The sequence below is a fragment of the Ideonella sp. WA131b genome, assembly GCA_023657425.1.
In the GTDB taxonomy this organism is placed as follows: Bacteria; Pseudomonadota; Gammaproteobacteria; order Burkholderiales; family Burkholderiaceae_C; genus Rubrivivax.
Genome location: JAGTJW010000001.1, coordinates 322,953 through 346,832, shown reverse-complemented (window position 1 = coordinate 346,832; position 23,880 = coordinate 322,953). Strand labels below are relative to the sequence as shown.

The 23,880-nt window shown below is 72.1% G+C and carries 25 protein-coding genes; 12 read left to right on the top strand and 13 right to left on the bottom strand.

All coding sequences use genetic code 11. From position 1 onward, the window contains the following. Positions 1-74 precede the first annotated feature (74 nt). Positions 75-2,288 (bottom strand): catalase/peroxidase HPI, encoded by a 2,214-nt coding sequence (gene katG, locus KA711_01720; protein ID MCM0607704.1) that lies wholly within the window; start codon positions 2,286-2,288, stop codon positions 75-77. A 143-nt stretch (positions 2,289-2,431) separates the two neighbouring features. On the opposite strand from katG, the gene KA711_01715 reads away from it, so the two are divergent. The 3 genes from KA711_01715 (at position 2,432) to KA711_01705 (ending at position 5,584) form a co-directional block, all read left to right on the top strand. Continuing rightward, positions 2,432-3,505 (top strand): NAD-dependent epimerase/dehydratase family protein, encoded by a 1,074-nt coding sequence (locus tag KA711_01715; protein ID MCM0607703.1) that lies wholly within the window; start codon positions 2,432-2,434, stop codon positions 3,503-3,505. Positions 3,506-3,608: 103 nt separating this feature from the next. Next, positions 3,609-4,613, top strand: coding sequence for a 2-hydroxyacid dehydrogenase (locus KA711_01710; GenBank protein MCM0607702.1), 1,005 nt, complete (start codon positions 3,609-3,611; stop codon positions 4,611-4,613). Between the two features lie 5 nt (positions 4,614-4,618). Then, on the top strand, positions 4,619-5,584 hold the full coding sequence (locus tag KA711_01705; protein MCM0607701.1) for an NAD(P)H-binding protein: 966 nt from the start codon (positions 4,619-4,621) through the stop codon (positions 5,582-5,584). A gap of 34 nt (positions 5,585-5,618) precedes the next feature. Here KA711_01705 and KA711_01700 read toward each other — a convergent pair whose 3' ends face one another. The 4 genes from KA711_01700 to KA711_01685 form a co-directional block, all read right to left on the bottom strand. Further along, positions 5,619-6,149, bottom strand: a complete 531-nt coding sequence (locus tag KA711_01700) for a GNAT family N-acetyltransferase (GenBank protein ID MCM0607700.1) — start codon at positions 6,147-6,149, stop codon at positions 5,619-5,621. Positions 6,150-6,178: 29 nt separating this feature from the next. Further along, positions 6,179-6,487, bottom strand: coding sequence for a high-potential iron-sulfur protein (locus tag KA711_01695; GenBank protein MCM0607699.1), 309 nt, complete (start codon positions 6,485-6,487; stop codon positions 6,179-6,181). Positions 6,488-6,516: 29 nt separating this feature from the next. Beyond that, complete coding sequence (locus KA711_01690) at positions 6,517-7,269, bottom strand: phosphatase PAP2 family protein (GenBank protein ID MCM0607698.1); 753 nt, start codon at positions 7,267-7,269, stop codon at positions 6,517-6,519. A gap of 176 nt (positions 7,270-7,445) precedes the next feature. Beyond that, a complete protein-coding gene (locus KA711_01685) occupies positions 7,446-9,140 on the bottom strand; it encodes a DUF1705 domain-containing protein (GenBank protein MCM0607697.1) in 1,695 nt (564 codons plus the stop codon). A gap of 134 nt (positions 9,141-9,274) precedes the next feature. On the opposite strand from KA711_01685, the gene KA711_01680 reads away from it, so the two are divergent. From KA711_01680 to KA711_01670, 3 genes are read left to right on the top strand one after another with little or no spacing between them, the layout of a single operon-like run. Continuing rightward, the gene (locus KA711_01680; protein MCM0607696.1) at positions 9,275-9,931 is read left to right on the top strand and encodes a response regulator transcription factor; all 657 of its coding nucleotides are present in this window, start codon (positions 9,275-9,277) and stop codon (positions 9,929-9,931) included. Between the two features lie 6 nt (positions 9,932-9,937). Then, positions 9,938-11,212: a HAMP domain-containing histidine kinase gene (locus KA711_01675; GenBank protein MCM0607695.1), complete on the top strand. Its 1,275-nt coding sequence runs from the start codon at positions 9,938-9,940 to the stop codon at positions 11,210-11,212. Next, positions 11,209-11,598, top strand: coding sequence for a diacylglycerol kinase (locus KA711_01670; protein ID MCM0607694.1), 390 nt, complete (start codon positions 11,209-11,211; stop codon positions 11,596-11,598). The genes KA711_01675 and KA711_01670 overlap by 4 nt, the downstream gene beginning before the upstream one ends. Positions 11,599-11,660: 62 nt before the next feature. Here KA711_01670 and KA711_01665 read toward each other — a convergent pair whose 3' ends face one another. Genes KA711_01665 through KA711_01655 form a run of 3 tightly spaced genes read right to left on the bottom strand, consistent with a single transcriptional unit; the run spans position 11,661 to position 13,402 of the window. After that, positions 11,661-12,458, bottom strand: coding sequence for a cytochrome b/b6 domain-containing protein (locus KA711_01665; GenBank protein MCM0607693.1), 798 nt, complete (start codon positions 12,456-12,458; stop codon positions 11,661-11,663). A gap of 21 nt (positions 12,459-12,479) precedes the next feature. Continuing rightward, positions 12,480-12,980, bottom strand: coding sequence for a diheme cytochrome c (locus tag KA711_01660; GenBank protein ID MCM0607692.1), 501 nt, complete (start codon positions 12,978-12,980; stop codon positions 12,480-12,482). A 23-nt stretch (positions 12,981-13,003) separates the two neighbouring features. Further along, positions 13,004-13,402, bottom strand: a complete 399-nt coding sequence (locus KA711_01655; protein ID MCM0607691.1) for a DUF1924 domain-containing protein — start codon at positions 13,400-13,402, stop codon at positions 13,004-13,006. A 22-nt stretch (positions 13,403-13,424) separates the two neighbouring features. On the opposite strand from KA711_01655, the gene KA711_01650 reads away from it, so the two are divergent. From KA711_01650 to KA711_01640, 3 genes are read left to right on the top strand one after another with little or no spacing between them, the layout of a single operon-like run. Beyond that, positions 13,425-13,886: a PepSY domain-containing protein gene (locus KA711_01650; GenBank protein ID MCM0607690.1), complete on the top strand. Its 462-nt coding sequence runs from the start codon at positions 13,425-13,427 to the stop codon at positions 13,884-13,886. Then, complete coding sequence (locus KA711_01645; GenBank protein MCM0607689.1) at positions 13,883-14,554, top strand: response regulator transcription factor; 672 nt, start codon at positions 13,883-13,885, stop codon at positions 14,552-14,554. Before KA711_01650 ends, KA711_01645 begins: the two co-directional genes overlap by 4 nt. Before the next feature lie 5 nt (positions 14,555-14,559). Further along, positions 14,560-15,963, top strand: coding sequence for a sensor histidine kinase (locus KA711_01640; protein MCM0607688.1), 1,404 nt, complete (start codon positions 14,560-14,562; stop codon positions 15,961-15,963). 33 nt (positions 15,964-15,996) lie between these two features. Here the strand turns inward: KA711_01640 and KA711_01635 are convergent, their stop codons facing one another. From KA711_01635 to KA711_01620, 4 genes are read right to left on the bottom strand one after another with little or no spacing between them, the layout of a single operon-like run. Further along, entirely contained in the window at positions 15,997-16,602 is a 606-nt protein-coding gene (locus KA711_01635; protein ID MCM0607687.1) for a hypothetical protein, read from the bottom strand. After that, positions 16,599-18,029 carry a TolC family protein gene (locus KA711_01630; protein ID MCM0607686.1) on the bottom strand — a complete coding sequence of 477 codons (1,431 nt, stop codon included), beginning with the start codon at positions 18,027-18,029 and terminating at the stop codon, positions 16,599-16,601. Before KA711_01630 ends, KA711_01635 begins: the two co-directional genes overlap by 4 nt. Positions 18,030-18,043: 14 nt before the next feature. Further along, positions 18,044-20,056 (bottom strand): ATP-binding cassette domain-containing protein, encoded by a 2,013-nt coding sequence (locus KA711_01625; protein ID MCM0607685.1) that lies wholly within the window; start codon positions 20,054-20,056, stop codon positions 18,044-18,046. A gap of 13 nt (positions 20,057-20,069) precedes the next feature. Continuing rightward, the gene (locus tag KA711_01620; GenBank protein MCM0607684.1) at positions 20,070-21,305 is read right to left on the bottom strand and encodes an efflux RND transporter periplasmic adaptor subunit; all 1,236 of its coding nucleotides are present in this window, start codon (positions 21,303-21,305) and stop codon (positions 20,070-20,072) included. A 141-nt stretch (positions 21,306-21,446) separates the two neighbouring features. Here KA711_01620 and KA711_01615 point away from each other — a divergent pair, with 141 nt between their 5' ends. From KA711_01615 to KA711_01605, 3 genes are all read left to right on the top strand, one after another. Continuing rightward, on the top strand, positions 21,447-21,623 hold the full coding sequence (locus KA711_01615) for a hypothetical protein (protein MCM0607683.1): 177 nt from the start codon (positions 21,447-21,449) through the stop codon (positions 21,621-21,623). Positions 21,624-21,802: 179 nt separating this feature from the next. Further along, on the top strand, positions 21,803-22,141 hold the full coding sequence (locus KA711_01610; GenBank protein MCM0607682.1) for a hypothetical protein: 339 nt from the start codon (positions 21,803-21,805) through the stop codon (positions 22,139-22,141). Positions 22,142-22,251: 110 nt separating this feature from the next. Further along, the gene (locus KA711_01605; GenBank protein ID MCM0607681.1) at positions 22,252-23,031 is read left to right on the top strand and encodes a hypothetical protein; all 780 of its coding nucleotides are present in this window, start codon (positions 22,252-22,254) and stop codon (positions 23,029-23,031) included. A 177-nt stretch (positions 23,032-23,208) separates the two neighbouring features. On the opposite strand, the gene KA711_01600 is transcribed toward KA711_01605, so the two are convergent. Then, positions 23,209-23,580, bottom strand: coding sequence for a type II toxin-antitoxin system ParD family antitoxin (locus tag KA711_01600; protein MCM0607680.1), 372 nt, complete (start codon positions 23,578-23,580; stop codon positions 23,209-23,211). Positions 23,581-23,880 lie beyond the last annotated feature (300 nt).

Here is a 23,880-nt window from a genome sequence, read left to right as displayed (position 1 = left end):
TCCCGCTTTCAGGCCCCCGGCTGGCTGCGCCAGTTGTGGACCTGGCTGTAGGCCCCTTCAAGGGCTAGGCCCCTTCAAGGGCGCCGCAGGTCGTAGCGGTCGAGGTTCATCACCTTGCTCCAGGCCGCCGCAAAGTCGCGCACGAACTTCTCCTGCGCGTCGCTCTGCGCGTACACCTCGGCCAGCGCGCGCAGCACCGAGTTCGAGCCGAAGGCCAGGTCGGCGCTGGTCGCCGTCCAGCGCGGCGCGCCCGTCTCGCGGTCGCGGCCTTCGAGCACGCCGGCCTGGGCGCTGGGCGTCCACGCGGTGCCCATGTCGAGCAGGTGGACGAAGAAGTCGTTGGTCAGCGTCTCCTCGCGTGCCGTGAACACGCCGTGCCGGCTGCCGCCAGCGTTGCCGCCCAGCACGCGCAGGCCGCCCACCAGCACCGTCATCTCCGGCGCCGTCAGCGTGAGCAGCTGCGCCTTGTCGAGCAGCAGCTCGGCCGCGTGGGCCACCAGCCCGGGCTTGGCGAAGTTGCGGAAGCCGTCGGCCCGCGGCTCCAGCACCGCGAAGCTCTCGACATCGGTCTGCTCCGGGGTGGCGTCGGTTCGGCCGGGCGCAAACGCCACGGCCACCTCGACGCCGGCCTTGCGCGCCGCCGCTTCCACGGCGGCACTGCCCGCCAGCACGATCAGATCGGCCAGCGAGACCCGCCTGCCGCCGGTGGCCCCGGCGTTGAAGGTCTTCCGGATGCCCTCCAGCACGGTCAGCACGTGGGCCAGCTCGGCCGGGTTGTTGGCGTCCCAGTCCTTCATCGGCGCCAGGCGGATGCGCGCGCCATTGGCGCCGCCGCGCTTGTCAGAGCCCCGGAAGCTGCTCGCCGAGGCCCAGGCCGTGCGCACCAGCGGCCCGATCGACAGCCCCGAGGCCAGCACCTGCGCCTTGAGCTGCGCCACGTCGTGGGCGGTGACGAGCGCGTGGTCGACCGGCGGCAGCGGGTCCTGCCAGATCAGGTCTTCCTTCGGAACGAGCTTGCCGAGGTAACGGCTCTTCGGCCCCATGTCGCGGTGCGTGAGCTTGAACCAGGCGCGCCCGAAGGTGTCGGCAAAGGCCGCCGGGTCGGCGTGGAAGCGGCGGCTGATCTTCTCGTAGGCGGGGTCGAAGCGCAGCGAGAGGTCGGCCGTGGTCATCATGGGCGGGCGCTTCGTCGTCGGGTCGTGCGCGTCGGGTATCAGGTGCTCGGGCCGGCAGTTCCTGGGGTGCCACTGCCAGGCGCCGGCCGGGCTCTTGGCGAGCTCCCACTCGTAGCCGAAGAGCATGTCGAAGTAGCCGTTGTCCCAGCGCGTGGGGTTGGGCTTCCAGGCGCCTTCGATGCCGCTGGTGATGGTGTCGGCGCCCTTGCCGGTGCGGAAGCTGTTCTTCCAGCCCAGACCCTGCTGCTCGATCGCCGCACCCTCGGGCTCGCGGCCGACGTGGCTTTCGGGGGCGGCGCCATGCGCCTTGCCGAAGGTGTGGCCGCCGGCCACCAGCGCCACGGTCTCTTCGTCGTTCATCGCCATGCGGGCGAAGGTCTCGCGCACGTCGCGGCCGCTGGCCACAGGGTCGGGCTGGCCGTCGGGCCCCTGCGGGTTGACGTAGATGAGGCCCATCTGCACGGCGCCGAAGGGCCCCTGCAGCTCGCGGTCGCCCGTGTAGCGGCTGTTCGGCTTGTCGGAGGTGGCCAGCCACTCGGCCTCCAGGCCCCAGTTGATGTCTTTCTCGGGCTCCCAGATGTCAGGGCGGCCGCCGGCAAAGCCCAAGGTCTTGAACCCCATGCTCTCCAGCGCCACGTTGCCGGCCAGCACCAGCAGGTCGGCCCAGCTCAGCTTCTGGCCGTATTTCTGCTTCACGGGCCACAGCAGGCGGCGTGCCTTGTCGAGGTTGCCGTTGTCGGGCCAGCTGTTCAGCGGCGCGAAGCGCTGCGCGCCGGTGCCGGCGCCGCCGCGGCCGTCGGCGATGCGGTAGGTGCCGGCGGCGTGCCAGCTCAGGCGGATCATCAGGCCGCCATAGTGGCCCCAGTCGGCGGGCCACCAGTCCTGGCTGTCGGTCATCAGCGCCTTCAAGTCGGCCACCACGGCGTCGAGGTCGAGCGTGGCGAAGGCCCGGGCGTAGTCGAACTCGGCGCCCAGCGGGTTGGTCTTCTCCGAGTGCTGGCTGAGGATGTCGAGGTTGAGCTGATTCGGCCACCAGTCGCGGTTGCCGCGGCCGCCGGCGGCCATGGTCATCGCGTGGGGTGCGAAGGGGCACTGGGAAGCGGTCGTCGTCATGCGGGTCTCCTGGGATGTGCAGCCCGCCAAACGGGGCGGACCTGCAGTCTAGGAACCTGGTGCCCTCGGGGCCAGAAGATCCTGGCTATGGCCGCCCCGGCGCGGGGCTGGATTTCTGCCGCCCACGCTCCTAGGATGGCCCGATGAGGAATCTGGACGACCCACGGCGCTCCCCCGGTGGCTCCGAGCCCGGCCGGCGCGTGCTGGTCACCGGTGGCAGCGGCTATATCGCCGGCTTCCTGATCCGCCGTCTGCTCGATGCCGGCCTCACCGTGCACACCACCGTGCGCCGACGCGAGCGCGAGGCGCCGCTGCGCGCGCTGTTGGCGGCCCAGGGTGGCGACGGCGGCGAGCGGCTGCGCGTCTTCGAGGCCGACCTCACGTCCGACGCCGGCTGGGCCGAGGCCGCTGCCGGCTGCGCGCAGGTGGCCCACCTTGCGTCACCGCTGCCGCGCGGCGTGCCGCGGCACGCCGACGAGCTGGTCGTGCCGGCGCGTGACGGCGCGCTGCGCCTGCTGCGCGCCGCCCGCGATGCCGGCGCCCGGCGCGTGGTGATGACCTCGTCGGTCGCGGCCATCGCCTACGGCCGCGGCCGCGGCGAGCACCGGTGCACCGAGGCCGACTGGACCGACACCACGCGGCCCGGTCTCACGCCCTACATCCTGAGCAAGACGATCGCCGAGCGCGCCGCGCGCGACTGGGTCGCGGCCGAGGGCGGCGGCCTGGAGCTGTGCACCATCAATCCCTCGGTGGTGCTCGGGCCGGTGTGGAGCGGCGACTACTCGGCCTCGGTGGTGCTGGTGAAGATGCTGCTCGACGGCCGGGTGCGCGCCTGCCCCGACATCGGCTTCGGCATCGTCGACGTGCGCGACGTGGCCGAGCTGCACGAGCGTGCGCTCACTGCGCCGGGCCTGGCCGGCGAGCGCTTCATCGCCTCGGGCCGCTTTTTCAAGCTGGCCGAGGTGGCGGCGGTGCTGCGGGCCGGCCTGGGGCCGCGCGCCGGCCGTGTGCCCACGCGCACGCTGCCCGACTGGGTGATGCGGCTCGCGGCGCCCTTCAGCGCCGTGGCGCGCGCCGCCGCCAGCGAGCTGGGCTCGGTGCGCCACCACAGCGCGGCGCACACGCTCGCGGTGCTGGGCTGGAAGACGCGCGCCGAGGAGGACAGCATCCTGGACTGCGCGCGCTCGCTGCTGGCGCAGGGCTTGGTCCGGCCCTGAGAGCCCGTGAGGGCCGCGCCCCGCCCGTGGCGCGCCCGGATGCGGTCGCGTGACGAAGGCGTGCTACGGTGCGGGCTGCTTGTCCGCCCTCACCGAGCCACCGATGCACCTTGCCGTCTACAGCACCCGCCGCTACGACCGCGACTTCCTGGAGCGCGCCAACGCCGCCGGCCGCCACCGGCTGGCCTTCCTGGAGGCGCGCCTCGAGCCCGCCACCGTGGCCGCGGCAGGACAGGCCGACGCCGTGTGTGCCTTCGTCAACGATTGCCTCGACGCCGAGGTGCTGAAGCGGCTGCACGGCCGCGGCGTGCGCCTGGTGGTGCTGCGCTCGGCCGGCTTCAACCATGTCGATCTCGCCGCAGCGGCCGAGCTGGGCATCGCCGTCGGGCGCGTGCCGGCCTACTCGCCGCACGCCGTGGCCGAGCACACGGTGGCGCTGGTGCTCACGCTCAACCGCAAGATCCACAAGGCCTATGCCCGCGTGCGCGAGGGCAACTTCGCGCTCGACGGCCTGCTCGGCTTCGACCTCGTGGGCCGCACCGTGGGCGTGGTGGGCACCGGGCAGATCGGCAGCGCCTTCGCGCGCATCATGGCCGGCTTCGGCTGCACCCTGCTGGCCCACGCACCGGTCCAGGAGCCGGCCTGCCTGGCTTTGGGCGCGCGCTACGTGCCGCTGCCCGAGCTGCTGGCGGCCAGTGACATCGTCAGCCTGCACTGCCCGCTCACCCCCGAGACGCAGCACCTGATCGACGCCAGGGCGCTGGCGCAGATGAAGCGCGGCGCGATGCTTGTCAACACCAGCCGCGGCGGCGTGGTCGACACGCGCGCCGTGATCCGGGCGCTGAAGTCCGGCCAGCTCGGCAGCCTGGGCCTGGACGTCTACGAGGAAGAAGGCGACCTGTTCTTCCGCGACCTCAGCGCCGAGGTGCTGCGCGACGATGTCTTCGCGCGGCTGCTGACCTTCCCGAACGTCGTCATCACCGGCCACCAGGGCTTCTTCACCGAAGAGGCCCTGGCCGCCATCGCCCACACCACGATCGACAACCTCGACGCCTTCGAGGCCGAGGGCCGGCCGCGGCACGCGGTGTCGGTGGAGCGCGTGGTGTGAGTGTCGTGCCGACGCGCGTGCTGGTCACCGGCGCCACCGGCACCATCGGCCGCGCCACGGTGCAGGCGCTGTGCCAGCGCGGCCACGAGGTCGTGGCGATCGTGCGGCCCGGCAGCGCGCCGCGCGCCGCGTGGGCCAGCAGCTGCAGCGTGCGCGAGGCCGACGTGCTGGATGCCGCCGCCCTGGCGCGCGACGGCCTGCGCGGCGAGCGCTTCGATGTCTGGCTGTCGTGTCTGGCCTCGCGCACCGGCGAGCCGGCCGACGCCTGGGCCGTGGACCACCGCGCGCACAGCCAGGCGCTCGGTGCCGTGCGCGAGCACGGCGTGCAGCACGTGGTGCTGCTGTCGGCGCTGTGTGTGCAAAAGCCCAGGCTGGCCTTCCAGCAGGCCAAGCTCGCCTTCGAGGCCGAGCTGCGGGCCTCGGGGCTGCGCTTCAGCATCGTGCGGCCCACGGCCTTCTTCAAGTCGCTGTCGGGCCAGGTGGCGCGCGTGCGGGCCGGCAAGCCCTTCCTGGTGTTCGGCGATGGCCGGCTCACCGCCTGCAAGCCCATCAGCGACCGCGACCTGGCCGACTACCTGGCCGGCTGCATCGACGAGCCGGCGCGCCACGACCGCGTGCTTCCCATCGGCGGCCCGGGCCCGGCGATCGCGCCGCTGGATCAGGTGGCGATGCTGTCGCGCCTGCTCGGCCGCGACGTGCGCGTGAGGCAGGTGCCCGTGAAGCTGCTCGACGGCATCGCTCGGGCCCTGGCGCTGGCCGGCCGGGTGTGGCCGCCGCTGCGCACCAAGGCCGAGCTGGCGCGCATCGGCCGCTACTACGCCACCGAGTCGATGCTGGTCTGGGACGCCGCGCGCGGCGTCTACGATGCCCACGCCACGCCCGAACATGGCCGCGACCGGCTCGAAGACCACTGCGCGGCGCTGCTGCGCGGTGAGGTCGGCGATCAGCGCCGCGAGCACGCTGTGTTTTAGCTGTCGGAGCGCTGGGTGTTCTCCCAGCGCGCACCTATGTGCCGGACCGCCCGAGCGGCGCGCCCGTCCCGACCACGCGCTTGTAGAAGATCGTCGTCGGGCAGGGGCCGCCATGCGGCCAGAGCGCGTAGTCGGGGATCTCGCCCACGCGCTGCCAGCCCAGGCGGGTGTAGAGGCGGTCGGCGTCGCTGCCGGTAACGGTGTCCAGCACCAGCAGCGTCTTGCCGCAGTCGGATGCCAGGGCCTCGGCGGCGCGCATCAAGTCCTCGCCCAGGCCGCGGTGGCGTGCGCGGCGGTGCACCTGCAGCTTGGCGAGGTCGGCGCGGTGCGCTTGGTTGTCGGGCTGGCCGACGATCAACTGCACCGTACCGACGACGCCGGCGCCGTCTTCGGCCACGAGCAGCGCGCGTTCACCGCTGAGCAGGCCGGCGGCCACGCGCTGCCAGAAGGAGCGCGCCTGGGCCGGCGACAAGGGGTGCATGAAGCCGATCGAGGCACCGCCGTCGACGCAGTCGACGGTGAGCGCGGCCAGGCCCTCGATGAGCGTGTCGTCGAGCCTGCTCACCCGGCGCAGGCTGGCCCCGGCGCCGGCTCTCACCCCTTCTTGGCGTAGGCGCTGCACCAGCCCTTGGCAGCGACCTGCTTGCCGGCAAACAGCGGGCAGGTCGCCGCGGCGTCGGCGGGCTTGCCCTGGTACAGCGCGCAGTTCGCGCAAGCCTGGCCGGCGGCGTATTGCTTGTACTTGGCCTTGTCGGCCTTGGTGGCGTCGGCCACGTAGCCCAGCGCGGACGCTTGCGGGCCTTTCTCGTCCACCAGGCTGGTCTGTGCCCGGGCTGCGGGCACCGTGGCCATGCCGCAGGCGGCGACGGGGATCCATTGAACGAACTGGCGGCGGGTGCTCATGGGGTGCTCCTGACAGGGGGCGACAATGTTCAGGCGCCACGATCGTACGGCGATCCAGGCGGCGGCCGGGATGACAAACCCCGGGGCTGAAGCCCACCTGAAGACGTGGCTCGCGCCACAAAGGCGCTCACGCCCACGGCCACGGCGGCGCACAGCCACGCCGACCACAGCACATGACTGAGATAGTGGGCGCCGCGCAGCAGCTGCGTGGCGCCGAACACGGCGCCGCCCAGGCTGGCAGCGGCAAAGGCCGCGACCGCCGCACGCGGGTGCGACCGCCGCCAGGCCAGCGCCGGCACATAGAAGGCAAAGGCCGCGACGGCATGCCCCGAGGGAAAGCAGTGACCGGGCCCGCCGTCGAACACCGTCCAGGCCCAATGCGACACCCAGGGCACCCGGCCGCCGAAGTCGACCACGTCCCAGGGGCAGCTGGTCTGGCTGACGCGCTTCAGTGCCGGCACGGCCAGCAGCGTGGCCACCGTGGCCAGAGCGACCCCTCGACGCGCCGTCAGGTCGCCTGCACCATGCGGATTGCGCCAGGGCGGCTGCGGCCAGGCCGCGTCCAGCAGCAGTGCACCGAGGGCCAAACCACTCAGCCAGCGCCCCGCCTCGTGCAGCCCGCTGGCCCAGCTGCCCGGCTCGCGCAGCGGAAAGCCGGCGCGGCCGCCAGCCCAGGCGCTGAGCGCAAGGTCACCGCCGCCGGCCTCCCAGGCCAGCAGCGCCAGCAGCGCGAGCCCAAGCCAGAGCAGGTCGCGACCGCGGATTCGGTCGGCCGCGTTCACCGGGGACCCCTTGTGCTTGGCACTGCGGGATTCGCCCTTCGGACGGCCGGGCGGGCGAATTGGAGACCCTTCGTGCTTCGCACTGCGGGATTCGCCCTTCGGACGGCCGGGCGGGCGAATTGGAGACCCTTCGTGCTTCGCACTGCGGGATTCGCCCTTCGGACGGCCGGGCGGGCTCATGGCGGAGCCGGGTTGCCACCACGGCACCCCGCCACCAGGTCCAGCGATGGCTCGTGCAGGGCCGTCCGCACGTCGAGCAGCCCCAGCACCGTGTGGAAGACGTGATCGTGGGCCACACCGTGGGCCCGAGCGCGGGTGCGCAGCGGCCCGTCGATGCAGCCGGCATCGAGGCCCGCGCCACGTTCGAACCCGGCCGAGGCCCAGAACAGCATCGGCACCTGCTTCTGCACGTCGGGGGCGATGGCGTAGGGCAGGCCGTGCAGGTACAGCCCGTGCTCGCCCAGCGACTCGCCGTGGTCGGACACGTACAGCAGCGCCGAATCGACCTTGCCCGCATGCGCGCTCAGCCGTTCGATGGCACGCGCCAGCATGTCGTCGGTGTAGCGCAGCGCGTTGTCGTAGGCGTTGATGATGCTCTCGGGCGTGCACCGGCTCAGGTCCTCGTCGCGGCACTCGGGCGTGTAGGCCGTGAAGGCCGCCGGGTGGCGCCTGAAGTAGGCCGGCCCGTGGTTGCCCAGCATGTGCAGCACCCACAGCTGCGTGCCGCCGCCGCTGCCGGCCAGGCGCTGCAGCCGTGCGTCGAGGTCCGCGAACAGCGCCTCGTCGAGGCAGCGGTCGCCCTCGCACAGGCCTGGCGCCGTGGCAGCGCTGGCCTGGTCGCCGGGCAGCCCGTCGCAGACGCCCTTGCAGCCGCTCTGGTTGTCGCGCCAGTGCACCGCCACGCCCGCGCGCGCCAGCAGGTGCAGCAGCGACTCCTGGCCGCGGATGCGACCCTCGTCGTAGTCGCGCCGGCCCACGGGCGCAAACAGGCAGGGCACGCTGACCTCGGTGTGGGTGCCGCAGGCCTGCACGGCGCCGAAGTCCAGGACCGGCAGCGTGCGCAGGCGTGGTGTCGTGTCGCGGCCATCGGCGCCTGGGCCTCGGCTCAGGCCCCAGCTGGCGGCGCGTGCGGTCTCGCCCACCACCATCAACAGCACCAGTGGCCGCTGGCGTGCGGCGGCTGCCGGCCCGGGGCGGGCGTCCAGGCCGATGGGCACGCGCGGTCTGGCGGCGCCCTTCAAGTCAGCCGCCATCACCGCGCCCGAGGACCACAGCAGATTGGCCGGTGCGATGCGGTAGCGCAGAGAGCGGTCGTTGCGCATCAGCGCCGACAGCGGCTGATAGCTGGCCAGCACGGCGCCCACCAGCACGGCCGCCGAGCCCAGCAGCAGCAGCGCCCGCGCCCCCAGCGCGTGGCGCCAACTGCGGCGCGGCAGCAGCTCCACGCGCCACAGCAGGGCCACCGGCAGCACCGCATACAGCACCAGGTGCAGCAGCAGCGACGCGCCGACCAGCTCCGAGGCCTCGGCGAAGTCGGTGCGCAGAACGTTGCGCACCATCGAGGGGTCGAGCACGACCCCGTAGCGGCTGTCGTACCAGGCAGACAGCGCGGTCGCCAGCGTCAGCAGCGCCAGCAGCGGCTTGATGGTGTGGCGCTGCGCCACCAGGCCCAGCATCAGCGCGTGCAGCGCCACCAGTGCCAGCGCCAGGCCGGCCGCCGACGCCGACAGCAGAGGCCGGCCGTGCAGCGCCGCCGCCAGAAAGCCCCGGTTGCCGGCGAGCAGCCAGAACAGCGACGCCGCCAGCACCAGCTGCTCGACGCTGGCTCGGATCACGAAGCGCTCCGGCTTCAAGGCGGGGTTCGGGCTCATGGCGCGATTGGCCACTGGGGCGCTGAAGCCAGCCTGAACCCGGCCCCTGCAGGGCCTTCAGCAGGGCTTCAGCGCGGGGCGGCAGGCTCGGCGGCGGTGCGCGGTGGTAGCGTCCGCGCGAAACACGGATGGCGATGAGACTCCTGCTGCTCGAAGACGACCCCTTGCTCGGCGAGGGCCTGCGCGACTGGCTCGCGGCCGACGGGCATGTCGTCGAGTGGTGCCGCTGCCTGCAGGACACGCTGGCCATGGCCGGCGAGCCCTTCGACGCGCTGCTGGTGGACTGGCAGCTGCCCGACGGCTCGGGCATGGATTGGCTGCGCGGCCGACGCAGCCGCGGCGACCGCACACCGGCACTCATGCTCACGGCGCGCGACCGGCTGACGCACCGCATCGAGGGCCTGGACGCAGGCGCCGACGATTACCTCATCAAGCCCTTCGCACCCGAGGAGCTGGCGGCCCGGCTGCGCGCCGTGGCCCGCCGCAGCGGCGGCGCCGCCACCGCGCTGTGGCAGTGGCAGGATGTGACGCTGGACCTGCAGGCGCACGCGGCCGTGCTGGGCGGCACGCGCGTGGACCTCACCGCCCGCGAGTGGGCGGTGCTGGAGGCGCTGGTGCTGCGCGCCGGCCGCCTCGTCCCGAAGACCGAGCTCGAGAAGCTGGTGCTGGGCTTCGAGTCGGAGCTGGCGAGCAACGCGCTGGAGGTGCACGTCTCGGCGCTGCGGCGCAAGCTCGGCCGCGAACTGATCGAGACCGTGCGCGGCCTGGGCTACCGCGTCGCCAGGCCCTGAGCCGCGATGCCAGCGCTGCCATTGCCCCCGTCGATCGCCACCCGGCTGGCCCGCGCCGTGCTCGGCTGGGCGCTGGCCTGGGGCATGGCCGTGGGGCTGGCGGTGTGGCTGGCCGCGGCGCACGAGGTCGATGAGCTGCTCGACGAGGCGCTGCGGGCGTCGGCCGAGCTGATGGCGGCCCTGATGGCCGAACACGACGAGGAGGTGGCGCTGCCCAGCGGGAGCGTGGCGGTCGAACACTTTGCGTGGCAGCTCGTGGCCGCTGACGGGCGTGTGCTGCGACGCTCGGCGCGCGCACCCGAGGCCGCCTGGCACGGCGCGCCGAAGATGGGTTATGCCGACGCGCCCGGCTGGCGCGTCTTTGGCCTGGCCGCCGCCCGCGACGGCCGCGTGGTTTACGCCGCGCAGACGCGCGACGAACGCAACGAGGCGCGCGCCGAGGTGGCGCTGGGCGCCGTGCTGGCGGCACTGGCCGTGGGCCTGCTGGGGCAGTTCTGGCTGCGCGCGCGGGTGCGGCAGGAGTTGCAGCCGCTCCAGCAGCTGTCTCAGCGGCTGGCCGGATGGCCGGTGCCGGATGGCCGCACCGCCGCCCTGGGCGAGCCTGAGCGCGCCGAGCTCGTCCCCGTGCACCGGGCGCTCGAAGACCTGGCCGGCCGCCTGGCCCAGCGCCTGGCCAGCGAGCAGGCCTTCGCCGCCCACGCCGCGCATGCGCTGCGCACGCCGCTGGCCGGCATCGATGCGCAGCTCGCCGTGGCGGCCCGGATGGCGCCGCCCGAGCTGGCCGAGCGGCTGGTGCGTGTGCGCGGCGCGGCGGCACGGCTGCAGCACGTGGTGGCGGCCTTGCTGGGCCTGTTCCGCAGCGCCGACGGCCAGGCCGCCCTGCAGCGTGCCGCCGTGCCCCTGGATGACTTGGTGCGGCGCCTGCCGCCGTTTGCGCTGGCGGTGCGGGCCGAGCCCGGTGGCCTGATCGATGCCGACGCCGACCTGCTGGCCGCTGCGCTGCTGAACCTGCTGGACAACGCGCAGCGTCACGGCGCGCGCGAGGTGCAACTGTCCGTGGCCGGCGGCGGCAGGGTGCTGCAGGTGCGTGACGACGGCCGCGGCGTTGCGCCCGAGCGCCGCGACGAGCTCGCCCAGGCGCTGGCCGAGGCACGCTACGCCGACACTGGCGGACTGGGCCTGATGCTGGCCGACCGCGTGGCCCGCGCGCACGGCGGGCGCCTGGTGCTGCCGGCGGTGGCCAGCGGCTTTGCCGCCGATCTGGAGCTGGGCCTGCCGTGAGCGCCGAACACAGCCCGTTCAAGAGCCGTGGCGGCCTGGGCCGCATCACCCGGGCCGCGGGCTACTCGTGGCGCGGCCTGCGGGCCGCCGTGCGCCACGAGGCGGCGTTCCGGCAGGAGCTGCTGCTCGGGCTGCCGCTGCTGCTGGCCGCGCCCTGGGTGGGCCGCAGCGCGCAAGAGGCGCTGTTGCTGGCGGCCAGCGTGGTTCTGGTGTGGATCGTCGAGTTGCTGAACTCGGCGCTCGAGGCGCTGGCCGACGAGATCTCGCTGGGCGAGCGCGAGCGCCTGGGCCGCGCCAAGGACCTGGGCAGCGCCGCGGTGATGGGGGCGCTGCTGCTGGCGGCGGCGGCGTGGGCCACGGTGATCGTCGGGCGGCTGGTGGCCTGAGAGCCTGTGTCGACATGAACCGCGCCCGCGCCGGGGCGGCCCAGGGCCCTGGCAGCGCCTGTTCAGTCGTCGTCGGCGCCGAGCCCGCGCTGCCCGCTGAAGCTGGAGGCTCCAGCCGCCCCACCTGAGGGCAGCAGACCGCCGGGTGTCGTCTGCCACTGCCAGGCCATGAAGCCGAGCGCGGCGGCCAGCAGCAGCGCGGCGAGCCAGCCGTGGTTGCGCTTCGCGAGGTCCGGGCCGTTTCCGGGCACGCGGCCGTCAAGCATGGGCCGGGCCTGGTTCTGGCGCCGCAGCAGGCTCAAGACCGCGATCAGGCCGACGTGGGCCCCCGCCAGCACGAGCAGGCCCTCGCCGAGCGCCTCGTGCAGCTCCGACAGCGCATCGGCCAGGCCGCCCGTCACCCAGTCGAGATGGGGTGCCAGGCCGCTCAGCAGCAGCGGCAGCAACAGCAGCGGCAGTGCCGCGATCATGGCGGCCATCAGCAGGTTCTGGCCTTGGTGCCAGGCCACGGCATCGGGCTGCGCCCCGCGCAGCGCCCGGGCCGTGCCGCGCAGCCAGGACGGCGCGGCCGCCAGCTTGCGGAACCACATCGCCACGCGGGCCTGTCGCGGGCCCACGAGCCCGTAGACCAGACGAAAGGCCAGCGCGCCCGCGAGCACATAACCCAGCGTGACGTGCAGCGCCCGCCAGCGCTCGCCTTCGGCGCTGAGGTAGGCGCCGAGGAAGCTGAGCGCGATCAGCGCGTGGGCCAGGCGCGTGGGCGCGTCGACGATGCGGCGGCTGCCGGTGTGTGCTGCGCGCGCGCCGGGCGGCGTGCCCGCGGGGCGGTCGGGGCTGGCGGGAACGGTGGTTGTGCTCATGGGGGTGTCCTTCACAGGCGGTCAGTCGGCCCAGGCGCGGCGTTGGCGCTGGCTCAGGCCGGCGGGGGTGATCAGTTCGTCGTCGCCAAAGCGGCCCTGCCCGGCACCGCCGTGGCAGGCCGCGCACTGCGCGGCGCTCTTGACGCTGGGGAGTTTCCAGACCGCGGGGTCGACCTTGCGGTGCTGGCGCTCGAACCAGGCCGAGCGCGTGATGCGGTCTTGCGGCGGCTCTTCGGCCACGCGCCTTGCGGTGCCGGCGTGCTGCTGCAGCCAGCCGCAGAGATCGGCCAGGGTCTTGGGGTCGAGCGTGGCGTCGCTGCCGTAGTGCTGCCCGAGCCCGCTCATCAGCCGCTGCCACGAGCGCGCCGGCAGCAGCGCGGGCGGGTAGGCCGTGTGGCAGGCGCCGCACTCCTGCGAGTAGGCCGCTGGCACGCGCAGTGGCATCAGCGGGCTGTCGGCCAGGGCGCGGGGCGCGGCCAGGGCCAGCAGGCTCAGCGTGGCGGCGACGAGGGGGATGTTCATGGTGGACTTGCTCGCTTGCGTGCTCATTGCAGGCTCGTCAGGTAAGCCATCACGTCGGCCTTCTCGCGGGCGCTGCATTCGCGCTGCAGCACGTCCTTGCAGTTGCGGCGCAACCACTTGTCGACCTTGGCGCTGTCGGTGAAGGCGCGCGGGTTGAAGGACGGCGCCAGCGGCTCCAAGGTCTTGCCGGTGCCCGCGTGCTGACCCGGCCGCGTGGGCGGTGCGTGATGGCACGAGGCGCAGGACCACTCGCCGCCGTGCCGGCTGCCGAAGAACACGCGGCCGGGTTCGGGCTGGCCCGGCGCGCCGGCTGCGGCACTGAAGCGCTCCAGCTGCTGGGCGGGCGTGGTGTCGCCGGCCCAGGCCGGCAGGCTCGCCCACAGCAGGGCCAGGATCAAGACGGGCTGGGGGTGGGTGCGCATGGTGGGGTCTCGGGCGGTATCGATGAGGCTCATTCTTCGAACCCGGCCTGAACCGGCGGTGAAGGCGGCGTTCAGGGCGCGTTCAGATTCCGGTGTCGACAATCGGGTGGTGCACTTGCGCGTCTTCCACTCCCTTGGGCCGCTGCGGCGTGGCGTCGTCGTGGCCGCCGGGCTGCTGTTGGCAGCCGTGCCGGCCCACGCTGGCGACGATCGGCTCGACCACGAGCGCGCCCGCGCGGCCGTGCAGTCGGGCCAGGTGCTGCCGCTGGCCACGCTCTTGCAGCGCCTGCAGCGCAGCCACCCGGGCCGTGTGCTGGAGGTCGAGCTTGAACACGATGACGGCCGCTGGGTCTACGAGCTGAAGCTCCTGCAGCCCGGCGGCCGGCTGCTGAAGCTGGAGCTCGACGCGGCCACGGGTGCCGTGCTCAAGGCACGCGGGCGGGAGACCGGCGCCCCGCCCGAGCCGCCCCCGGCGTCGCCATGAGGCTGCTGCTGGTGGAAGACGAACCCGCGCTGCGCGAGCCGCTGCGCGAGGGCCTGGCCGAGGCTGGCTATGCGGTGGACGTGGCCGACAACGGCCGCGACGCGCTGCACCTGGGCCTGCACGAGCCTTTCGATGCCGTGGTGCTGGACCTCGGCCTGCCGCAGATCGACGGTCTGAGTGTGCTGCGGCGCTGGCGCGAGGCCGGGCGCACGATGCCGGTGCTCATCCTCACGGCGCGCGACGGCTGGCACGAGAAGGTCAACGGCATCGATGCCGGCGCCGACGACTACCTGACCAAGCCCTTCCACCACGAAGAACTGCTGGCCCGGGTGCGCGCGCTCATCCGCCGCGCCCAGGGCCTGGCCTCGCCGCTGCTGCAGCACGGCGCGCTGCAGCTGGACACGCGCAGCGGCCGCGTCAGCGTGAACGGCCAGCCCGTGGTGCTGACGGCGCACGAGTTCCGCCTGCTCGCCTACCTGATGCACCGGCCCGGCTCGGTGGTGTCGCGCAGCGAGCTCACCGAGCACCTGTACGCCCAGGACTTCGACCGCGACAGCAACACCATCGAGGTCTTCGTCGGGCGCTTGCGGCGCAAGCTGCCGCCCGACAGCATCGAGACGGTGCGCGGTCTGGGCTACCGGCTCGGCGCGCCGGCGGCGGCGCCTTGAACGGCATGCGCTGGCGCCGTTCGCTGCACCTGCGGCTGATGCTGGCCACTGTGGCGGCGCTGGCCTTGGCGCTGGGGCTGGCGGGCGTGATGCTGTCGCGGCTGTTCGACGAGCAGGTGACGCGGCAGTTCGCCCAGGGGCTCACGGCGCAGCTCGACCAGCTCACCGCGCAGCTGGCCGTGGACCCGCAGGGCCGGCCGCAGATCGACGCCCCCAGGCTCAGCGACCCGCGCTGGATGCAGCCCTATTCGGGCCTGTACTGGCAGGTCGACCGGGTGGACCGCAGCGAGGGCCGCGTGGTGCAGCGCGGCGTGCTGCGCTCGCGCTCGCTGTGGGACGCCGTGTTGGCGCTGCCCGACGACGCGCTGGCCGACGGCGAGCTGCACCGCCACACGCTGCCTGGACCCGACGGCGCGCGGCTGCTCGCGCTGGAGCGCACGGTGGCGCTGGACGCTGCGGCACCGTCGTCACCCTGGCGGCTGATCGTGGCCGCCGATCGGGCCCAGACGCAGGCCGCACGGCAACGCTTCGACGGCCAGCTGATGCTGTCGCTGGGCGCGCTGGGCGTGCTGCTGGCGCTGGCAGCCTGGGCCCAGGTGGCCGTCGGCCTGGCCCCGCTGCGCGCGCTGCAGCGCGGGCTGTTGGCGCTGCACGAGGGCCGCAGCGCGCGCCTGGACGGCGCCGTGCCGGCCGAGGTGCAGCCGCTGGTGGACGGTTTCAACCGCGTGCTCGACCGCAACGACGATCTCGTGGTGCGTGCGCGCACGCAGGCCGGCAATCTGGCCCATGCCATCAAGACGCCGCTGTCCGCGCTGGCCCAGGCCGCCGCGGTGGCCCGCCGCCCGGGTGCCGACGCCGCCGCGCTGGCCGCGCTGGCCGCGCTGGTGGGCGAGCAGGTGGCGGTGGCGCAACGCCAGGTGGACTGGCACCTCAAGCGGGCCCGCGCCGCCGGCACGCAGGGCCGGCCAGGCGTGCGCGCCTCGGTGAGCGAGGCCGCCGAGGGCCTGCTGCGCGCGATGCAGCGCGTGCACGCCGGGCGTGGGCTCGATCTGCGCGCCGACGGCATCGCCCCGGGCCTGCACTTCGGCGGCGAGCTGCAGGACCTGCAGGAGATGCTCGGCAACCTCGTCGACAACGCCTGCAAGTGGGCCCGGCAGACCGTGCGGCTCGGTGCCACGGCCGAGGGGCACTGGCTGCGCCTGGTGGTGGACGACGACGGCCCCGGCATCGCCCCCGAGCGGCGCGAGGCGGCGCTGGCACGCGGCACGCGGCTGGACGAATCCGTGCCCGGCAGTGGCCTGGGGCTGGCCATCGTTCAAGAGCTCGCCGGCCTGTACGGCGGCGGGCTCGCGCTGGAGCCCGCGCCGGGCGGCGGCCTGCGCGCCGTGCTGCGGTTGCCTGCGGCCTGAGCGCGGCCCAAGTGCGGCGCCACGGCCCGGCGCTCAAGGCGCGCTGCGGGCCCGCGGCCTCAACAACAAAGTCCGTCTGCATTCCCCAGCGAGAAAACGCCATTCAGCCTGGATCTCCAGAAACTGCGCCAGGTGCGCAGACCAGAAGGCCGCTACCTGCTGCGAACCAAGCTCACGGCGCATGCGCCCGATGCGCTGTGGACGTTCTACATCCAGCTCACCGAGGTCGAGCAGGCCTTCAAGGAGATCAAGCACGACTGGGCCATCCGGCCGACCTTCCACAAGACCGAGCCGCGCATCGAGGCCCACATCTTCGTGGCCTTCCTGGCATGCTGCCTGCAGGTCACCCCGAAGGCCAAGCTGCGGGCGCTGGCCGGTGGCACCACACCCCGCGAGGTGCTGGCCAAGTTCAAGACCATGCAGATGGTCGGCGTGCAACTGCCCACCACCGATGGCCGCGAGTCCAATCAAGAACTTGGCAGTGGTGTCAGGGGCAAACTGAGAAAGACGGGTCAGCGACGCGACACGGCAGGCCGATCGCCGGATGGCCGGATGGCCGGCGCTTGCGAACGCCCGCAAAGGGCGGGAGCCGGCCAGGCGCGTGGGCGGCAGCAGGGCCGGGCCCGGTTTCGTGCTCAACCCAGGGCCAGCGCGCGGGCCAGCTGCGCGCGGTTCAGCCAGGCGCGAAGCTGCAGCTGCAGCCGGCCTTGTTCGGCTTCCAGCCGCGCGTTCTGGGCCTGCAGGAAATCGGCGCGCGCGATGGCACCCACTTCCAGCCGCAGCGCAGCCACGCGTTCGGCCGCCTGTGCCTCGCGCAGCCGTGTGCCGTTGGCGTCCAGCTGCTGCTGCAGGCGCTGGCCGTCGATGAGCGCGGCTTCGATTTCCACCAGCGCCCGCGCCACCGTCTCGCGCAGGCTCAGCGCGGCCAGCTCCAGCTCGGTGCGCGCGGCGTCGCGCTGCAGGTCGAGCCGGCGCCAGTCGATGAGCGGCACCACCAGGTTGCCGGCCAGCGCCGCCACGGGGTTGCTGAACCAGTCACGCACGGCGCTGCCGCCGGTGCCCAGGCTGGCGCTGAAGCTCAGGGCCGGGTAGCGCTGCGCTTCGGCGGCCTGGCTGCGGGCCAGCGCGGCGTCGACCTGCGCGCGGGCCCGCTGCACATCGGGGCGGCGTTCCAGCACCGTGGCCGGGTTGGCGCCGATGCGCCACGGGGCGGGCACGGCGCCGGGCAGCCGCGGCCGCAGCAGCGGCGGCCCGGGGGGTGGCTCGTCCAGCAGCAGCGCCAGCTGCAGGCGCTGCTGCGCTCCATCGGCCTGCAGGTCGGCCAGGCGCACTTCGGCCTGCTGCAGCGTGGCCGCAGCGCGGTCGATCTCGATGGGCAGCAGCTTGCCCTCTTGCACGCGCAGCCGGGTGGCCGCCAGCAGCTCGCGGTTGATCTGCAGCTGCTGCTGCGCCAGCGCGCCCTGTTCGCGCGCGGCGGCCAGCTGCCAGTAGCTTTCGGCCACACGCTGGCGCAGCAGCAGGCGCGCGGCGCGCTGGTCGGTTTCGGCGGCGCGCAGCTGCGCGGCATCGGCACCGCGCAGGGCGGCCAGTCGGCCCCAGAGGTCGAGCTCGTAGCCCACGCCCAGGCTGGCGCCGACGCTGCGGGTGGTGGTGGCAGGCAGGGGGCCGGGTGGATCCAGCGCGCGGTTGGCGCCCCGGTTCAACCCCGCGCTGGGGGTGAGGCGCAGTTCGCTCAGCCCCGCCTGCGTGCGCGCCTGTTCGATGCGCAGCGCCGCCTGCACGAGATCGCGGTTGGCGGCTTCGGCACGCTCCAGCAGGGCCTGCAACTCGGGGTCGGCCCGCAGGGCCTCGTCGCCCAGAGCGGCGGGCAGGGCTGCGTGGTCTGGGGCCGCCGGCTCGGCCTGCCAGCGGGCAGGCAGGGGCGCGGCGGTCGGGGCGGCCATCGGGGCCGGCCCGGTGAGGGCGCAGCCGCTCAGGCCGGCGGCCACGATGGCGGCCAGGGCGCCGAACAGGCCGGCCATGCGTGCCCGCCGGGGCGCGGTGTGGGGGTGTGGGGAGGTGCTCACCAGCTCTCCTGTGCTCATTCGCGCGCCAGCGCATCCACCGGGCTCAGCGCGGCGGCGCGGCGCGCCGGCACGGTGCCGAAGACCAGGCCCACCGCGCTGCTGACGGCAAAGGCCACGCCCAGCGCGGCCCAGCTCACGCTGACGAACAGCTTGTCTTGAGCCGCGTTCAAGGCCTGTGCGCCCAGCCAGCTGAAGGCCACGCCCACCAGCCCGCCCAGGCAGCACAGCACCACCGCTTCGATCAGGAACTGCAGCCGCACATCGCCCTGGCGTGCCCCCACCGCCATGCGGATGCCGATCTCGCGCGTGCGCTCGCTCACCGACACCAGCATGATGTTCATCACCCCCACGCCGCCCACCAGCAGCGCAATGGCGCCCACGCCGGCAAACAGCGCGGCGAAACCGGCGCTGAAGTTCTGCATCTTGCGGAACTCGCTGTCGCCGCTCCAGCTGGAGAAGTTCTCGGCGCCGCGCAGCGCCACCAGGCGGTGCTTGATGTGGCGCAGCACCTCGTCGGGCGGCTGCGTGAAGTCCATCTGCACGCTGAAAGCGTCTACCGAGGGTCGGGCATCCAGGCGCTGGATGAAGGTGCGCTCGGGCACATAGGCCCTGCCGTTGCCGAAGTCGAAGCCCAGCTGCGAGTCGGCCTTCACGGTGCCGATCACGGTGAAGGGCAGCGGCGCAGGCGGCATGGCGCTGTCACCGCTGCCCTCCAGCCCGCTGCTGCTGATGAGCACGGTCTTGCCGATCGGTGACTCGCTGGCCTTGAACAGCGCCTGGCGCGACTGTTCGTCCAGCACCACCACCTGCGCGCCCACACTCAGCTCGTAGGGGCTGAAGAAGCGGCCGTTGTCCACCTTCAGCTTGCGTTCGATGAGCGTGTCGCTGTCGGCGCCGCGCACCTGCAGGCGGCTGTCGCGCGCGCCCTGGCGCAGTTGCGCGTTGAGCTGCCTTTCGCCCTGGACGCTGGCCACGCCGGGCAGGCTGCGCAGCGCGTCCAGCTCGCTCAGCCGGAACGCGGGCGGTTGGGCGCCGGGCGGCAGGCTGTTGTTGCCGACCCAGACCCAGATCTTGCCGCTCATCACGCCCTGGAACTCGCCTTCGAAGGTGGTGCGTGCCGCGCTCGTCAGCGCCACGATGCTCACCACCGAGGCAATGCCGATGCTGATGCCCAGCATCGACAGGAAGGTGCGCAGCCGGTTGCCCTGCAGCGACAGCCAGGCCGTGGCCAGGGCCTCGCGCCATTGCACCTGCAGCCGGCGCAGCCAGCCGCCGGGCGTGGGTGGCGGGGCGGGCTCTGCCGGCGTGGCCGACGCGGGCCGCTGCCCGGGCGCAGGGTGGCCGGCCGGCGTGCCGTCGTCCTTGACCACATGGCCGTCACGCAGCTCGATGATGCGCTGCGCGTGCGCGGCCACCGTGGGATCGTGCGTGACAAGGATGATGGTGTGGCCGGCCGCGTTCAGCTCTTTCAGCAGCCGCAGCATCTCGGCGCCGCTGGCGGAATCGAGCGCGCCGGTGGGCTCGTCGGCCAGGATGATCTGCCCGCCGTTCATCAGCGCCCGCGCGATGGACACGCGTTGCTGCTGGCCGCCCGAGAGCTCGTTGGGCTTGTGGTGCAGCCGCTCGCCCAGGCCCAGGCGCTCCAGCAGCGCCTGCGCGCGTGCAGCGCGGGGGCCGGCGCCCACGCCGGCATACACCGCCGGCAGGGCGGCATTGCCGCGCGCGTCCAGGTGGGGCAGCAGGTGGTAGCGCTGGAAGATGAAGCCGAAACGTTCGCGGCGAAGGGCGGCGAGTTCGTCGGGGCCCAGCTGGCCGGCGTCTTGCCCGTCGATGAGGAAGCGGCCCTCGGTGGGGTTGTCCAGACAACCCAACACGTTCATCAGCGTGCTCTTGCCCGAACCCGACTGGCCCATGATGGCCACGAACTCGCCGGCCTCGATGGCCAGCGTGATGCCGTCGAGCGCGCGCACCTCGATCTCGCCCAGCGCGTAACGCCGGCTCACGCCGTGCAGTTCGATCAGCGCCATCCGCGGCTCGCTCTCAGCGCGGGCTGCTGGCGGCGGCCGAGGCGGCCGAGGCGGCATCAGCCGCTGCGGCCTGGGCCTCCGTGGGCGGCGCGGTGACCACGGTCTCGCCCTCCTTCAGCCCATCCAGCACCTGCACACGGGCGCCGTCCTGCAGGCCGGTGCGCACGAAGCGGGCCACCTGGCGCCGGTCCTTCTCGGTCTTTCCGGGCTCGAGCACCATCACGCGGAAGCGGCCGTCCTTGCCGCGGTCGCCCAGGGCCACCATGGGCATGGCCAGCGCGTTCTTCACGCTGCCGGTTTCCACGTCCACCTGCACCGTCATGTCTGAGTAGAGCTGGCGTTCACGGTTGTCCACCTCGAACAGCACGTTGTAGAAGACGGCATTGCCCGAGCGCTCCGGCACGGGCTGGATCACGCGCAGCCGGCCTTCGTAGCGCTGGCCTTCGCCAGCGAGCGTGGAAAAGCGCGCCACCTGGCCAACGCGGATGCTCTGGATGTCGGCCTCGGGCACCTTGGTGTGCACGGTGATGGTGTCCAGGTCGGCCAGCGTCAGCATCACGGGGGTGATCTGCACCGCAATCACCGTCTGCCCCACCTGCACCGGCAGACTGACCACGGTGCCGTCCATCGGCGCGGTGATGCGCGTGTAGCCCAGGCGGAGCTGAGCCTGGGCCAGATCAGCCTGCAGGCGGCTGAGCACGGCGGCCTGGCCGCGCAACTCGGCTTCGAGCTTGGCGTACTCGCTCTCGGCGCGCTCGGCCTCCAGCGCCGCGGTGGCGTCGCCGGCCAGCAACCGGCGCTGGCGCTCGCGTTCGCGGCCGGCGGTGCCCAGGTCGACCTGGCGGGAGTCGATCAGCGCCTTCTGCTGCAGCAGCGCGGCCTCGGCGCGTGCCACGTCGCTGCGCGCCAGCTCGGGGTCCAGGCTCACCAGCAGTTCGCCCTTCTTCACCCGCTGGCCCAGCTGCACGTGCAGGGTCTGGATCTGGCCGCTGACCTGGGCGCCCACGTCCACCCGGGTCTTGGCCTTCAGCACGCCGGCGGCCTGCACGAGCTGGGTGATGTCGGCCCGCTGCACCAGGCCCGTGGGCGGCGGGGGTGGGGGTGCGGGTGGGTTCAGAAGGCGCCAGCCGGCAAAGCCTGCGCCGGCCAGCAGCAAGGCGGCCAGCCAGCGCAGCCGCGGGTGGCGCTGCCAGCGCTGGCGCAGCCAGCCGGCTGGGGTGGGGGGCCTGGTGTTCGGTGTGAAGGTCAAGAGAAAGCTCCTCCCCGCAGGGCCGCCGGAATGTAGCCGCAGCGCATCGGCCCACGGGCCCTGTGGCGACAGAACGTCGTCCCGGCCGACGGGCTGCACGAGGCGCGGGCTGACGCACGCTGCCCGGTGCCACAAGGCCGCATGCTGGCGGAGCTGAACCTGACCGAGGCCGACGTGGACGCAGCCGTCGCCTGGGCTCGGCGGCGGCGGTGCCAGCCCGCAGACCGGCACGTTCACCCCGTGCACCGCGAAAACGTTCTTGGCGAGATCAACCCCAACGAATACGATGGCCCTGACGACCCCTTCCGCGTGAGTTGATGAGAGTCACATCCCCAACGTGCCACTCGTTGCCGCTCGCTGCACTGAGGCTGGATCGGGACAGGGAATTCCCTCTTGATCGTTAGGCTTACCAGCCAAGCCATCGGTAGACGCAGCGTGCTCACGCTCACATCAACAGCAATCTCCACATCATGAAACCAGGCCAAAGACTTCCTGCGATGTCACTGATGTTCACGACCGTGCTGCTCAGTGGTTGCCTTGACTCAGTCGTGTCCAAGGTTTCTCCCAGTGACCGTCCCGACCACGTTGAGTTGAAGTGCCAAGACTCCTCAAGTGGCACCTGCTTCTTTCTCGTCGGCCAAGACTTCGAGACCGTGTATGAGGTTCCGAAGGGCGGCCATCTGCTGATTGCCACGCTGCAAGAACCTCAGCCGGTCTGTGCAACCTACAAGGTTTCCAAGACGGATTTCTGCAACACCAACACAACGATCGGACCCGGTTCGAACGTGGTCACCCGCAGCAAGAACACGGCAGGCATGGGTGTGACGCTCAACTAGCAACCCGAATCCGTGACGCCACCCGCCCAGCCGCGTGATCGGCCTAACCGGGCAGGCTTGTGGCGGCTCGCGGCCTCTTTTGCGTGATCATGAGAGTAGCGACAAAACTCATGGCTGCGGCACTGCTGTCGTCACTTATGCAACCCGCTTATGGCGAGACACAGGCCGCTGGCTCTGCTGCATCTGCACCCTCGCCTTCAATTGAGAATGCTGCCGCACCCGAGACCGTGATCATTCAAGGAATCAGGTCAGCTTACAGCCTCAGCTACGCAAGGTTACTTTTGGCAAAGCGAGCGTTTGCCCAGCATAGCGACAAGGCCCCCAACGCCGACTTGTTCTTTGAGGTCATTCAGCTGGCCAAGGGGCTTCCACCTACCCGCCTGTCTTTGGCTGTTGAAGATGAGTCCATTTCGATACCGCTGACCAGTGAAGACAGATTCCTGATCCCTGAACTCACGATCAGTAATCCAGAGACAGCGGTCATCACGACGAACCAAAAGGCAACCCAGATACTCATCCGAGCGGTGGTTCGGACGCGAAATCTTGCTCCTGACAGGTTGCGACTGGGGGACCTGCGTGCTTCGTGCGAAGCAACATGGGCCATGGAACGCGCGGACGTGTCACTCGCAGTGAGAGCAGCTTTTGCAGCAGCAGGCGGCGTTTGCGAGTCCCCCAAGATCGTGAATAGCTTTCGACTGAGGCAACCGGCTCAGTCGGCGACACTGATAGACAACAACAAGGCTACGCCCGTCCGACTGAGCCGGAGTGGAGACCGAATCTTCCCGCCGTTATCAGACACTTCGCTGACCAACGATGCGCTGATTGTCATGGTGCTTAAGCGACCCGAGGCAGAGCAGTCTGAGTCTCCAATCCAGCGGGGATCGCAATAGCTCTATTCGGCTTCGCCCGAAAAAGCACTCCGCGAAGTCGAAGGGCTCCTCGTCGTTTCGTCTGGAACCCAATGGTCAGAGCGGCTGGTTGTCGTCGACCCGTGATGTCAGTTCGAAGCGAACTCGACGCCCAAGATCGCGACGATGTCCTGCCGCTCGCCCAGCAGCCGGACCACATCAGGTACTCCCTGATTTCGAAAAGGCACCAGAGCAGCGGAGACTTCGAGACCCGCCAGGTCCGAAGCCCTGGAACAGCGAGGAGCTTTCCGAGCGTCCGCGGGCGCAGAACCGCCGGCTTCGATCGATCTTGCCGCGAGCGATCGCCAGCAGTTCCTTCCCGTCCGCCTTGCTGCGACGACGGCCCGGCCCGGATGCCAGCCCTTCTTCGATGAGATCCCGAAGCGGCTTCTTGGCCTGCTCTTCCTGATCCCGGCGCACCAAGTCGCGGATGTGCTCGCTGGTGTTGCCGTGGTTGCCAGTGGCGACCCGGTTGTCGATGCACTTCCGCATCGACTCGGGCAAGGCGAAACTCTTGGTTTGGGGACTCATGGCGAGATCCTGGACAGTTTCCGGGGATGCCGAAGCGTTCCTCGTGAGGAAGCCGTCCTTGGGCCCGGCGTTCAGCGCTGCCACCGGCACCAGGCGCACCATGTCGCCGGCCGCACCTCAAGGTACCGCAGCGGAAGCCACAGCGCGTGGTCGATGCCGGGTTCTCGGGCTTACATTCGGTTCGTCATCTGTCATCACGCTGCCGCACCCCATGCAACGACTCGTACTCGCCAGCTCTGTGCTTTGCGTGGCCAGCCTGCTGGCTGCTTGCGCCACACAGGCACCCCCGGCCGGCCCACG

Bases quoted from the DNA above. Each gene is read 5' to 3' on its own strand.
- KA711_01660 (MCM0607692.1), bottom strand. From the start codon at position 12,980: ATGAACATCCCCCTCGTCGCCGCCACGCTGAGCCTGCTGGCCCTGGCC.
- KA711_01640 (MCM0607688.1), top strand. From the start codon at position 14,560: ATGCGCTGGCGCCGTTCGCTGCACCTGCGGCTGATGCTGGCCACTGTG.
- KA711_01710 (MCM0607702.1), top strand. From the start codon at position 3,609: ATGCACCTTGCCGTCTACAGCACCCGCCGCTACGACCGCGACTTCCTG.
- KA711_01665 (MCM0607693.1), bottom strand. From the start codon at position 12,458: ATGAGCACAACCACCGTTCCCGCCAGCCCCGACCGCCCCGCGGGCACG.
- KA711_01655 (MCM0607691.1), bottom strand. From the start codon at position 13,402: ATGCGCACCCACCCCCAGCCCGTCTTGATCCTGGCCCTGCTGTGGGCG.
- KA711_01685 (MCM0607697.1), bottom strand. From the start codon at position 9,140: ATGAGCCCGAACCCCGCCTTGAAGCCGGAGCGCTTCGTGATCCGAGCC.
- katG (MCM0607704.1), bottom strand. From the start codon at position 2,288: ATGACGACGACCGCTTCCCAGTGCCCCTTCGCACCCCACGCGATGACC.
- KA711_01615 (MCM0607683.1), top strand. From the start codon at position 21,447: ATGCTGGCGGAGCTGAACCTGACCGAGGCCGACGTGGACGCAGCCGTC.
- KA711_01715 (MCM0607703.1), top strand. From the start codon at position 2,432: ATGAGGAATCTGGACGACCCACGGCGCTCCCCCGGTGGCTCCGAGCCC.
- KA711_01645 (MCM0607689.1), top strand. From the start codon at position 13,883: ATGAGGCTGCTGCTGGTGGAAGACGAACCCGCGCTGCGCGAGCCGCTG.
- KA711_01610 (MCM0607682.1), top strand. From the start codon at position 21,803: ATGTCACTGATGTTCACGACCGTGCTGCTCAGTGGTTGCCTTGACTCA.
- KA711_01695 (MCM0607699.1), bottom strand. From the start codon at position 6,487: ATGAGCACCCGCCGCCAGTTCGTTCAATGGATCCCCGTCGCCGCCTGC.
- KA711_01600 (MCM0607680.1), bottom strand. From the start codon at position 23,580: ATGAGTCCCCAAACCAAGAGTTTCGCCTTGCCCGAGTCGATGCGGAAG.
- KA711_01625 (MCM0607685.1), bottom strand. From the start codon at position 20,056: ATGGCGCTGATCGAACTGCACGGCGTGAGCCGGCGTTACGCGCTGGGC.
- KA711_01675 (MCM0607695.1), top strand. From the start codon at position 9,938: ATGCCAGCGCTGCCATTGCCCCCGTCGATCGCCACCCGGCTGGCCCGC.
- KA711_01680 (MCM0607696.1), top strand. From the start codon at position 9,275: ATGAGACTCCTGCTGCTCGAAGACGACCCCTTGCTCGGCGAGGGCCTG.
- KA711_01650 (MCM0607690.1), top strand. From the start codon at position 13,425: ATGAGGCTCATTCTTCGAACCCGGCCTGAACCGGCGGTGAAGGCGGCG.
- KA711_01605 (MCM0607681.1), top strand. From the start codon at position 22,252: ATGGCTGCGGCACTGCTGTCGTCACTTATGCAACCCGCTTATGGCGAG.